The organism is Pseudomonas sp. H1_A03 (assembly GCF_054685145.1).
Genome location: NZ_CP162829.1, coordinates 3,755,973 through 3,767,064, shown reverse-complemented (window position 1 = coordinate 3,767,064; position 11,092 = coordinate 3,755,973). Strand labels below are relative to the sequence as shown.

The following is an 11,092-nucleotide window of genomic DNA, read 5'->3' as shown; positions in this document are numbered from 1 at the left end:
TGCCGGGGACGTCTTTCGGACATCAGGAAAAGGAATTCCCATTATGGATATCAAGTGTTCCGTGTTTATCGCCGCGAGCGTTGACGGTTTTATCGCCCGGCCAGATGGCGATATCGAGTGGCTGCACCGGCCGGAATATGAGCTGGCAGCGTTGAACGGCCTGACGTATGAAAGCTACATCGCGACGGTTGATGCGCTGGTGATGGGCCGCAAAACCCTGGAAAAAGTCCAGTCGTTTGCGGAGTGGCCCTATGAGGGTATGCCGGTCATCGCCCTTTCTCACCAGGCCGTAGAAATCCCGACGTATTTGCAGGGCAAGGTCGAGGTGATGTCCCTGGACCCAATCGCGCTGGTGGCACAGTTAGCCGAACGCGGCATGAAGCATCTCTATATCGATGGTGGCCAAACGATCCAGGCGTTTCTAGACTCAGGGCTGATCAACGAGCTGATCATTACGCGTATTCCGGTGCTGCTGGGGCAAGGGATTCCATTTTTCAGCCAGGTCGGCAACGAGCATGATCTTCGCCATATCGGCACGTATGTGTCGGAGAATGGATTTGTTCAGAGTCGGTACGAAGTCACTGACAAGCGCTGATGCTCAGGCATCAGCTCCCGGAAATTTCCGACAGCGTTCTAAGGTTGCCCCTCGGAAGATGACGCCCTAATCTTCGGTGGTCGCTGAAAACTCAGCGACCGGGTTTCGCAGCCCGGTTAAACTCTAGACGCACAGCGTCCACCTCAAGATAGCGGGCGCTTTTTTATGCCTGATGTTATGGCGGCTGTGCGCGGGATACCTTCGGGTATGCCGGGTGCCTAGAGTCCCGGTCTGCGAACCTGCGTACAGCTGCCACCCCGGTATCGTTTCGCAGCGATGGGTGGTGGCTCCAATACTCTAGGAGCTTCGTCATGATCAAAGACAGTCCGAATCCGCCGTCAGACTCAGCCGCGTTTCATACTGCGGCTCATCGAGCAATCAACCACTATCTGAACCCACCTGAGAAACCAGAGCCTTCTACTGAGGACCATAGTTTATTTACCGTACGCGAAGGATTAGACGTCGAGACGCTGCTGGTCAACGCGTCGGAGGATCTTGCCTCGGTTCAAGCGCTGGCAAGCCATTTGGCTTTTGAGATCGACGGCAATCCTCGCAGCGTGGCCTTGGGAATGTGTCGGATGCTGGAGGGGATCCAGCTAATGGTGGATAAAACACTAAGCCTCAAAGACCATCCAACTCACACATAAATCTGAAATTGAAGAGTTCGCAAAGTGGGCACGGTAAAAAATGTGGGAGCTGGCTTGCCTGCGATTACGGTGGGTCAGTCAACATCTTCGATGACTGACACTCCCTCATCGCAGCATAAGTATCTACACATCTTCAAAGTGAAATTGCGTAGCAGCTGTCGAGCCCTGGCGAGGCTGCGTCAGGGGTGTGTCAGACAGCCCGCAAACGCAGCCTCGCCGGGGCTCGACAGCTGCTACGCAGAGGGCTCCCTCAAGATGTGTAGATACCTATGCTCATCGCAGGCAAGCCAGCTCCCACAGTGGATCGAGTGAAACGTTAAACAGTGTGCAAAAAAACGCCCCGAACCAGTCGGGGCGTTTTTGTTCAGCGTTTACCGATCAGGCCTGATCAGCCAACCGCCACGTCGTCCCACCCTTGCCGTCTTCCAACACCACACCCATCGCGGTCAGTTGGTCACGGATACGGTCGGACTCCGCCCAGTCTTTATTGGTACGAGCAGCCAGACGCGCCTGGATCAGCGCATCCACTTCAGCCGCATCCACACGCCCTTCGGCGCCGGCTTGCAGGAAGTCATCGGCTTCCATCTGCAACACGCCCAGCACGCTGGCCAGCTCTTTCAAGCGTGCCGCTAGACCCGCCGCCGCGTCGAGATCGCTCTCGCGCAGGCGGTTGATCTCACGCACCATCTCGAACAACACGGCGCAGGCTTCCGGGGTGCCGAAGTCGTCGTTCATGACTTCGGTGAAGCGGGCCACAAAGGCTTCGCCGCCAGCCGGCGCCACGGCGGGCAGGCCTTTCAACGCGTGGTAGAAACGTTCCAGGGCGCCTTTGGCGTCCTTGAGGTTGTCTTCCGAGTAGTTGATGGCGCTGCGGTAATGGCTCGACACCAGCAGGTAACGCACGACTTCCGGGTGGTACTTTTCCAGCACGTCGCGAATGGTGAAGAAGTTGTTCAAGGACTTGGACATCTTCTCGCCATTGATGCGGATCATGCCGCAGTGCATCCAGGCGTTGGCGTAGGTCTTGCCGGTGGCGGCTTCGCTCTGGGCGATTTCGTTTTCGTGGTGCGGGAACTCGAGGTCGCTGCCGCCGCCATGAATGTCGAAAGTTTCGCCAAGGCAGCAGGTGGACATCACCGAGCATTCGATGTGCCAGCCCGGACGCCCGGCGCCCCACGGCGACTCCCAGCTCGGCTCGCCGGGCTTGGTGCCTTTCCACAGCACGAAGTCGAGCGGGTCTTGCTTGGCTTCGTCGACTTCGATGCGGGCGCCGATGCGCAGGTCTTCGATTTTCTTGCGCGACAGCTTGCCGTAACCCATGAACTTGGCGACGCGGTAGTACACGTCGCCATTGCCTGGGGCGTAGGCGTACCCCTTGTCGATCAGGGTCTGGATCATCGCGTGCATGCCCGGAATGTGGTCCGTGGCGCGCGGCTCCATGTCCGGCTTGAGGATGTTGAGGCGCGCCTCATCCTCGTGCATCGCGGCGATCATGCGCTCGGTCAGCGCGTCGAACGACTCGCCGTTTTCATTGGCGCGGTTGATGATCTTGTCGTCGATGTCGGTGATGTTGCGCACGTACGTCAAGTCGTAGCCGCTGAAACGCAACCAGCGGGTCACCAGGTCGAAGGCAACCATGCTGCGGCCGTGGCCGATGTGGCAGTAGTCGTACACGGTCATGCCGCACACGTACATGCGCACCTTGTTGCCATCCAGCGGTTTGAAGACTTCTTTGGTCTTGCTGAGTGTGTTGTAGATCGTTAGCACGACATTTCCTTCTTTCTACGCAAAGCCGCCAAAGGCTTCACTGGCCCCACGAATCACGCAAGGTCACGGTACGGTTGAATACCGGCTGACCGGGTTTCGAGTCCTTGATATCCGCGCAGAAGTAACCTTCGCGCTCGAACTGGAAACGGTCTTCCGGCTGTGCGTCGGCCAACGAGGGCTCCGCACGACAACCCGTGAGTACTTGCAGGGAGTCAGGGTTGATGTTGTCGAGGAAACTCGCGCTGTCTTCGGCCTTTTCAGGGTTCGGCGAGCGGAACAGACGATCGTACAAGCGCACTTCGCACTCGATGCTGGCAGCCGCCGGCACCCAGTGGACCACGCCCTTGACCTTGCGGCCTTCAGGGTTCTTGCCGAGGGTTTCCGGGTCGTACGAGCAACGCAGTTCGACGATGTTGCCATCGGCGTCCTTGATCGCTTCATCGGCACGGATCACGTAGCTGCCACGCAGGCGCACTTCGCCGTTTGGCTCCAGGCGCTTGTAGCCTTTTGGCGGTTCTTCCATGAAGTCATCGCGGTCGATGTAGATTTCACGGGCGAACGGCAGCTTGCGCACGCCGAGTTCTTCTTTTTGCGGATGACGCGGCAGTTCGAGGTGCTCGACTTTGTCTTCCGGGTAGTTGGTGATCACGACTTTCAACGGACGCAGCACACACATGGCGCGCGGGGCGTTCGCGTCGAGGTCCTGGCGGATGCTGAATTCGAGCATGCCGAAGTCAACCACGCCGTCGGAACGGTTGGTGCCGACCATGTCGCAGAAGTTGCGGATCGACGCAGGCGTGTAGCCACGACGGCGGAAGCCCGACAGCGTCGACATGCGCGGGTCATCCCAGCCATGCACGTGCTTTTCATCGACCAGTTGCTTGAGCTTGCGCTTGCTGGTGATGGTGTAGTTCAGGTTCAGGCGGCTGAATTCGTACTGACGCGGGTGCGCCGGTACCGGCAGGCTGTCGAGGAACCACTCATACAATGGGCGATGGCTTTCGAACTCCAGGGTGCAGATGGAGTGGGTGATGCCTTCGATGGCGTCGGACTGACCGTGGGTGAAGTCGTAGTTGGGGTAGATGCACCACTTGTCACCGGTCTGATGGTGATGGGCATGGCGGATGCGGTACATGATCGGGTCGCGCAGGTTCATGTTCGGCGAGGCCATGTCGATCTTGGCACGCAGTACGCGAGCGCCGTCCGGGAACTCACCGGCGCGCATGCGGGCGAACCAGTCGAGGTTCTCTTCCACCGAACGGTCGCGGAACGGGCTGTTCTTGCCCGGTTCGGTCAGGGTGCCACGGTATTCCTTGGCTTGCTCCGGGGTCAGGTCGTCAACGTAGGCCTTGCCGGCCTTGATCAGCTCGACCGCCCAGTCAAACAACTGGTCGAAATACTTGGACGCATAGCGCACTTCACCGGACCACTCGAAACCCAGCCACTTGATGTCGCTTTCGATGGCGTCGATGTATTCCTGGTCTTCCTTGGCCGGGTTGGTGTCGTCGAAACGCAGGTGCGTGACGCCACCGAACTCCTGGGCCAGGCCGAAGTTCACACAGATCGACTTGGCGTGACCGATGTGCAGGTAGCCGTTGGGCTCTGGCGGGAAGCGGGTGACGATCTGCGTGTGCTTGCCCGAATCCAGGTCCGCCTGGATGATCGGGCGCAGGAAATTGACCGGGACGGCAGGTCCGGCCTTGGCATTCGAGGTAGGGTCGACAGTGGGCTTGCTCATAGGATCCTTGAACAGACAAGTACGTGGCCGGGCTAGGCCGACAAAACAAAGGCGATATCATAGCCGATGCTGTCAAGCACCTGACAGAGAAGCACTGAAAACGGCTGCATTTATTGCATAGGCGGTAAAAAACCACCTCGAAATTCCTGCAAGGCACGCTAAACTGCGCGTCTTGGCCGCAATTTCGCCATACCGGTCGTGGTGCCCAGGCACCCAAACCCACGAATTCCCTGAAAAGAGTAGTGAACATGACTCAAGTCAAACTGACCACCAACCACGGTGACATCGTCATCGAGCTGAACGCCGAGAAAGCCCCGATCACGGTCGCCAACTTCATCGAGTACGTTAAAGCCGGCCACTACGAAAACACCGTTTTCCACCGTGTCATCGGCAACTTCATGGTCCAGGGCGGCGGTTTCGAACCTGGCATGAAAGAAAAGAAAGACAAGCGCCCAAGCATCCAGAACGAAGCGGACAACGGCCTTTCCAACGACAAGTACACCGTCGCCATGGCCCGCACCATGGAGCCGCATTCGGCCTCCGCGCAGTTCTTCATCAACGTGGCCGACAACGCGTTCCTGAACCACAGCGGCAAGAACGTGCAGGGCTGGGGCTACGCGGTATTCGGCAAAGTGACCGAAGGCCAGGACGTCGTTGACAAGATCAAAGGCGTGCAGACCACCAGCAAAGCAGGTCACCAGGACGTGCCGGTAGAAGACGTTATCGTCGAGAAAGCCGAGATCGTTGGGTGATATTGCTGATTTCAGACTTGCATCTGGAAGAGGAGCGCCCGGACATCACCCGGGCGTTTCTGGATCTGCTCCATGGCCGCGCCCGTGGCGCCCAGGCGTTGTACATTCTGGGGGACTTCTTTGAAGCCTGGATTGGCGACGATGGGATGACACCGTTCCAGCGCTCGATTTGCGCAGCCCTGCGCGAGCTAAGCGACAGCGGCACCCCGATTTTTATCATGCATGGCAATCGCGACTTCCTGATCGGCAAGGCGTTCTGCACAGCAGCCGGTACCACCTTGCTCAAGGACCCGAGTGTCGTGCAGCTCCATGGCGAACCTGTGCTGTTGATGCACGGCGACAGCCTGTGCACCCGCGACGTCGGCTATATGAAGCTGCGGCGCATCCTGCGTAACCCGATTGTGCTGTTTATCCTGCGCCACCTGCCGTTGCGCACCCGGCACAAGCTGGCGCGCAAGCTGCGCAGTGAAAGCCGTGCGCAGACGCGCATGAAGGCCAACGATATTGTGGATGTGACGCCCGAAGAAGTGCCGCGGGTGATGCAGCAATTTGGCGTGCGCACCCTGGTCCACGGCCATACTCACCGCCCCGCCATTCACAAGTTGCAGATTGGTGAACAGGCGGCCAAGCGTATTGTGCTGGGGGATTGGGATAAGCAAGGGTGGGCGTTGCAGGTGGATGAGCACGGGTTTCAATTGACGGCGTTTGATTTTGTGAACCCGCAATTGGCGTTGCCCGGCGCCTGAACCGACTGCACCTGGCTGGCTTTTTGTAGTGAGCGAGCTTGCCTCGCGCGGGCAAGCCCGCTCACTACAAAACGCCGAACTAGTGGCCTGAGGCTTCCGACCCAGCCTTGGCGCCAAACGGCGGCTTGGCCAACCACACCAGCAACATCAACCCCATGAACATCCACCCCAGCAACGTGAAGTAATCCACGGTGGACATCATGTACGCCTGGCTGGTGAGGATCTGGTCCAGTTGCGCATACGCCTTGTGACCTGCCCCACCCAGCGCCTGCAACGCATCGCGGGTCGCCGAGTCGTAGGTGGTCATGTTTTCGCTCATGTACGCATGGTGCTGGTCCGCCCGGCGAATCCAGATCCAGGTGGTCAGCGAGGCCGCAAAGCTGCCGCCCAGGGTCCGCAGGAACGTCGCCAGGCCCGCACCGTCGGCAATCTGGTTGGGCGGCAGGTCGGACATCAGGATGCTCAAGGTCGGCATGAAGAACAGCGCCACGCCGATGCCCATGAACAGCTGCACCATCGCGATGTGCGTGAAGTCCACCTCATTGGTGAAACCCGCACGCATAAAGCAGCTCAAGCCAATCGCCAGGAACGCCAGGCCTGCCAGCAGGCGCAGGTCGAACTTGTGCGCGTATTTGCCGACAAACGGCGACATCAGCACCGGCAGGATGCCGATCGGCGCCACCGCCAGGCCCGCCCACGTGGCCGTGTAGCCCATCTGGGTCTGCAACCATTGCGGCAGGATCAGGTTGATGCCGAAGAAGCCTGCGTAACCCAGGATCAACACGATGGTGCCGATGCGGAAGTTGCGGTAGGCGAACAGCCGCAGATTCACCACCGGGTGCTTGTCGGTCATCTCCCAGATGATGAACACCGCCAGGGCAATCACCGAAATCGCGGCACCAATGATGATGAAGTTGGATTCAAACCAATCCAGGTCATTGCCCTTGTCGAGGATGATCTGCAAGGCGCCAACCCCCACGATCAGGCTCAGCAGCCCCACGTAGTCCATGGGTTGGTAGCTGGTCTCCACCGGGCGTTTCTTCAGTTGCGAACGCACCACCATCACCGCAAAGATGCCGATGGGCACGTTGATAAAGAAGATCCACGGCCAGCTGTAGCTGTCGGTGATCCAGCCGCCGAGGATGGGACCGGCAATCGGCGCCACCACCGTGACCATCGCCAATAACGCCAGGGCCATGCCGCGCCTCGCCGGTGGGTAGACCGCGATCAGTAGCGTCTGCGTCATCGGGTACAGCGGCCCGGCCACCAGGCCTTGCACGACCCGAAAGGCGATCAGCTCGGGCATCGAGGTGGAAATACCACAGAGGAACGACGCCAGCACAAACAGCATCGTCGCCCACAAAAACAGCTTCACCTCGCCAAACCGGCGGCTCAGCCAACCGGTGAGTGGCAACGCGATGGCGTTGCTCACCGCAAACGAGGTGATGACCCAGGTGCCCTGCTCCGAACTCACGCCGAGGTTGCCGGAAATAGTCGGCAGCGCCACGTTGGCGATGGTGGTGTCGAGCACCTGCATAAAGGTCGCCAGCGACAGGCCAATAGTGGCCATCAACAGGCTGGGTGGCGTGAAGGAGGCGTTATTGCTCATCAGCGTTGCGCAGCCTTGGGCGCGGCGGTGCTGTTGTCATGGATCAACTGGTTGATCATGGCGTCCGCCTCGGCCAATTGGCGGTCATACACATTGGTGGTGAACGACGCCTTTTGCGGCGCCTGTTGCGCCAGGACCGGGCCGCTCTGGTCGTGCAGGTCCACATTGACCACGGTGCTCAAGCCCACGCGCAGCGGGTGTTTGGCCAACTCGTCGGCGTTGATGTGGATGCGCACCGGCACCCGTTGCACGATCTTGATCCAGTTACCGGTGGCGTTCTGCGCCGGCAGCAGGGCAAATGCGCTGCCGGTACCGGCGCCAAGGCTGTCCACGGTACCACTGTACTTTACGTCACTGCCGTAAATGTCCGACTCGATGTCCACCGGCTGGCCAATGCGCATATCGCGCAGTTGGGTTTCCTTGAAGTTGGCGTCGATCCACAGCTGGTTGAGTGGGATCACCGCCATCAACGCCGTGCCGGGTTGTACGCGCTGGCCCAGTTGCACGGTGCGCTTGGCCACGTAGCCGGTGACCGGGGCAATCAGGGTGCTGCGTGCATTGGTCAAGTACGCCTGGCGCAATTGCGCGGCGGCGGCCTGCACGTCCGGGTGGGACGAGATCACGGTGTCATCCACCAGCGCGTTGCTGGTCTTGAGTTGCTGCTCAAGGTTGGTCAGGGCGTTTTTCGCCGCCGTCAGGCTGTCACGGGCGTGGGACAGTTCTTCCTGGGAAATCGCCCCGCCCTGGGCCAGGGTTTTACGGCGGTTGAAGTTGTCCTGGGCCGTTTGCACATCGGCTTTCTGCGCATTGACCTGGGCCTTCATGCCGTCGACGTTGCTGTACAAACCACGCACCTGACGCACCGTGCGGGCCAGGTTGGCCTGGGCGCTTTGCAGGCCGACGGCCGCGTCGTTCGGGTCGAAGTTGATCAGCACCTGGCCTTCATGGACCAAATCGCCATCGTCGGCGCCGATGCTCACCACGGTACCGGTCACCAGCGGGGTGATTTCCACCACGTTGCCGTTCACATAGGCGTCGTCGGTGCTTTCGTTGAAGCGGCCGTAGAGCTCATACCAGCCCCACACGCCGACGATACCGAGGATGACGATCAGTGCCAGGCCGATCAGCATCACTTTGCGTTTGCGTGGGTTGTTGTCCTTGGTTTGTTCAGTTGCGGTGTTGCTGTCGGCAGTGGCCATGACAAATACCTCAAATTATTCCGAGCGGGTGGCTGGGGTGGTCGCGGCCACATTGTTGGCCTCGTATCCGCCACCCAGGGCCTGCATCAATTGAATCGACAGATCGATCTGCGCAGCATTCAGGCTCGCCAACTGACGCTGGGCCTGCAGCAACTGCTGCTCGATGCTGAGCACATCCAGGTAGTTACCGATGCCGGAGCTGTAGCGTTGAACGCCGGTGTCGTAGGACTGCTGGGCAATGTCCGCGGCGTGTTGCTGGGCCTGGATCTGCCGGCCGGTGTCGCGCAGTTGCGAAAGGGTGTTGCCGATATCACCGAGGGCTTGCACCAGGGTTTTGTTGTACTGGGCCACGGCCAGGTCGTAGTCGGCGTCGCGGGCATCCAGGTCGGCGCGCAGGCGGCCGCCGTCGAAGATCGGCAGCGAGATCGTCGGCGCGATATTGAAGAAGCGGCTGGCCGAACCAAACATCGCGTCCCCCAGCAACGACTCGGCCCCGGCGCTCGCGCTCAGGTTGAGGTTGGGGTAGAAGCGGGTTTTGCTCGCGTCGATATTCTTGCCCGCCGCCTCGACACGCCAGCGCGCGGCGATCAGGTCCGGGCGACGGCCCAGCAGTTCAGCCGGCAGCACTGAAGGCACGGCGACTGCGCTGGGCTTCAGCACGTTGGGACGGGCCAGCTCGTTGCCACGGTCCGGGCCTTTGCCGAGCAACACCCCCAGGGCGATTTTTGCGCTCTGCAGTTGTTTTTCCGCATCGATCAGTTGCGACTGGGAGCTGGCTTCCAGGCTTTCGGTTTGTTGGTACTGGTACTGGCTGTCAATGCCCGAGTCCAGGCGGCGTTTGCTCAGGTCAAGCATCTGCCGGGTGCGTTTGAGGTCGTCATTGGCCAGGTCACGCACGATATGCGCCTGGCCCAAGTCGCTGTAGGCCTTGGCGACGTTGGCGGCCAGGGTCAGGCGCGCGGCCTGTTGATCAACCTGGGCGGCGCGTGCCTCGCCCAGCGCGGCTTCCCAGGCAGCGCGCTGGCCGCCCCAGAGGTCGAAGTTGTAGTTGAAGCTGGCACCGATGTTGCGCACGGTCGAATAGGCATCGCCTTCGCCGCGAGGGTCCTGGTCTTTGGCCAGGCGCGAGCGGCTCACACCGGCGCTGGCATCCAGGGTCGGCATGCGCTCGGCATTGGCGGCGTAGGCGGCGGCTTCGGCCTGATGGGCACGGGCGCTGGCGACTTGCATGTCGGGGCTGTTTTGCAGGGCTTCCTGGATCAGGCCGTCGAGCTGCGGGTCGCCAAGGCTTTTCCACCAGTCGGCGCTGGGCCAGGCGGCACTCGACAAGGCCACGCCACTCAAGGACTTGCCGGTTTGCAGGGTATTGGCGTCAAGGCGCTTGCCCTGGGTGTCGAGGCCGCTGTAATTGGCGCAACCGGCCATGCTCATGGCCACCAGCACCAGGCAAAGGGCGCGTGTGTTCATTGGTTACCTACCCGCTGGATAGTGATCGGATCACCTGCAGCTATCAGAATTTTCTTGAGGATCTTTTCCAGGGTTTCCAACTCACCCGGCTCCAGTGCGCCGGCCAACTGGTTCAACGCATCGGCGCCGATGAACGGCAGCATGTCTGCCAGGCGCTGGCCGTCCGGGGTGAGCACCAGCTGCACTTGGCGTCGATCCAGCTCTGAACGCTTGCGGCCCAGGAGCCCCTTATGCTCCAGGCGGTCGAGCATGCGCGTCATTGAACCGCTGTCCAGAGACAGGTGGCGGCACAGCTCAGCCGGGGTGTCGACGCCAAACTGAGCCATGATGATCAACACCTTGAACTGCGCGGCGGTGATGCCGTGGGGTTCCATGTGGGTGTCGATGATGCGGTCTTTGAGGATTGCGGCACGCCCAAGCAAAAGCCCGAGGTGGCAGTTGTGGAAGTTATCCGGGGTGAAGTGTTTCATCGGAAGTCACCTTATTACTGCCTAGGCAGTGAATGTGTGACGAGATATTACTGCTTAGGCAGCGAATGTCAAATGGAATAGTTAGCTTGCTTTGTAATTACG

General features: G+C 60.2%; 10 protein-coding genes. 4 read left to right on the top strand and 6 right to left on the bottom strand.

Translation table 11 applies throughout. From position 1 onward, the window contains the following. Positions 1-43 precede the first annotated feature (43 nt). Positions 44-595, top strand: a complete 552-nt coding sequence (locus tag AB4O35_RS17425; protein ID WP_065946329.1) for a dihydrofolate reductase family protein — start codon at positions 44-46, stop codon at positions 593-595. 311 nt (positions 596-906) lie between these two features. Continuing rightward, the gene (locus AB4O35_RS17420; protein WP_065873447.1) at positions 907-1,242 is read left to right on the top strand and encodes a DUF6124 family protein; all 336 of its coding nucleotides are present in this window, start codon (positions 907-909) and stop codon (positions 1,240-1,242) included. 378 nt (positions 1,243-1,620) lie between these two features. On the opposite strand, the gene cysS is transcribed toward AB4O35_RS17420, so the two are convergent. Next, a complete protein-coding gene (gene cysS / locus AB4O35_RS17415; RefSeq protein WP_065873448.1) occupies positions 1,621-3,009 on the bottom strand; it encodes a cysteine--tRNA ligase in 1,389 nt (462 codons plus the stop codon). A 37-nt stretch (positions 3,010-3,046) separates the two neighbouring features. Further along, the gene (locus AB4O35_RS17410; protein ID WP_065881835.1) at positions 3,047-4,747 is read right to left on the bottom strand and encodes a glutamine--tRNA ligase/YqeY domain fusion protein; all 1,701 of its coding nucleotides are present in this window, start codon (positions 4,745-4,747) and stop codon (positions 3,047-3,049) included. Between the two features lie 248 nt (positions 4,748-4,995). On the opposite strand from AB4O35_RS17410, the gene AB4O35_RS17405 reads away from it, so the two are divergent. Together AB4O35_RS17405 and lpxH are read left to right on the top strand one after the other, a co-directional pair. Beyond that, positions 4,996-5,499, top strand: a complete 504-nt coding sequence (locus AB4O35_RS17405) for a peptidylprolyl isomerase (RefSeq protein WP_065873450.1) — start codon at positions 4,996-4,998, stop codon at positions 5,497-5,499. Further along, positions 5,496-6,245: a UDP-2,3-diacylglucosamine diphosphatase gene (gene lpxH, locus AB4O35_RS17400; protein ID WP_065946330.1), complete on the top strand. Its 750-nt coding sequence runs from the start codon at positions 5,496-5,498 to the stop codon at positions 6,243-6,245. The genes AB4O35_RS17405 and lpxH overlap by 4 nt, the downstream gene beginning before the upstream one ends. Before the next feature lie 79 nt (positions 6,246-6,324). On the opposite strand, the gene AB4O35_RS17395 is transcribed toward lpxH, so the two are convergent. The 4 genes from AB4O35_RS17395 to AB4O35_RS17380 are packed head-to-tail and all read right to left on the bottom strand — an operon-like array spanning position 6,325 to position 10,990. Next, positions 6,325-7,854, bottom strand: coding sequence for a DHA2 family efflux MFS transporter permease subunit (locus AB4O35_RS17395; protein WP_065946331.1), 1,530 nt, complete (start codon positions 7,852-7,854; stop codon positions 6,325-6,327). Next, a complete protein-coding gene (locus AB4O35_RS17390; RefSeq protein ID WP_065873453.1) occupies positions 7,854-9,053 on the bottom strand; it encodes an HlyD family secretion protein in 1,200 nt (399 codons plus the stop codon). The genes AB4O35_RS17395 and AB4O35_RS17390 overlap by 1 nt, the downstream gene beginning before the upstream one ends. 15 nt (positions 9,054-9,068) lie before the next feature. Next, entirely contained in the window at positions 9,069-10,520 is a 1,452-nt protein-coding gene (locus tag AB4O35_RS17385) for an efflux transporter outer membrane subunit (protein WP_065946332.1), read from the bottom strand. Beyond that, positions 10,517-10,990 (bottom strand): MarR family winged helix-turn-helix transcriptional regulator, encoded by a 474-nt coding sequence (locus AB4O35_RS17380; protein WP_065881829.1) that lies wholly within the window; start codon positions 10,988-10,990, stop codon positions 10,517-10,519. The genes AB4O35_RS17385 and AB4O35_RS17380 overlap by 4 nt, the downstream gene beginning before the upstream one ends. Between the last annotated feature and the right edge of the window lie 102 nt (positions 10,991-11,092).

Coding starts and splice junctions, on each gene's coding strand:
- AB4O35_RS17425 (WP_065946329.1), top strand. CDS start 44: ATGGATATCAAGTGTTCCGTGTTTATCGCCGCGAGCGTTGACGGTTTT.
- AB4O35_RS17420 (WP_065873447.1), top strand. CDS start 907: ATGATCAAAGACAGTCCGAATCCGCCGTCAGACTCAGCCGCGTTTCAT.
- AB4O35_RS17410 (WP_065881835.1), bottom strand. CDS start 4,747: ATGAGCAAGCCCACTGTCGACCCTACCTCGAATGCCAAGGCCGGACCT.
- AB4O35_RS17405 (WP_065873450.1), top strand. CDS start 4,996: ATGACTCAAGTCAAACTGACCACCAACCACGGTGACATCGTCATCGAG.
- AB4O35_RS17395 (WP_065946331.1), bottom strand. CDS start 7,854: ATGAGCAATAACGCCTCCTTCACGCCACCCAGCCTGTTGATGGCCACT.
- AB4O35_RS17390 (WP_065873453.1), bottom strand. CDS start 9,053: ATGGCCACTGCCGACAGCAACACCGCAACTGAACAAACCAAGGACAAC.
- AB4O35_RS17385 (WP_065946332.1), bottom strand. CDS start 10,520: ATGAACACACGCGCCCTTTGCCTGGTGCTGGTGGCCATGAGCATGGCC.
- AB4O35_RS17380 (WP_065881829.1), bottom strand. CDS start 10,990: ATGAAACACTTCACCCCGGATAACTTCCACAACTGCCACCTCGGGCTT.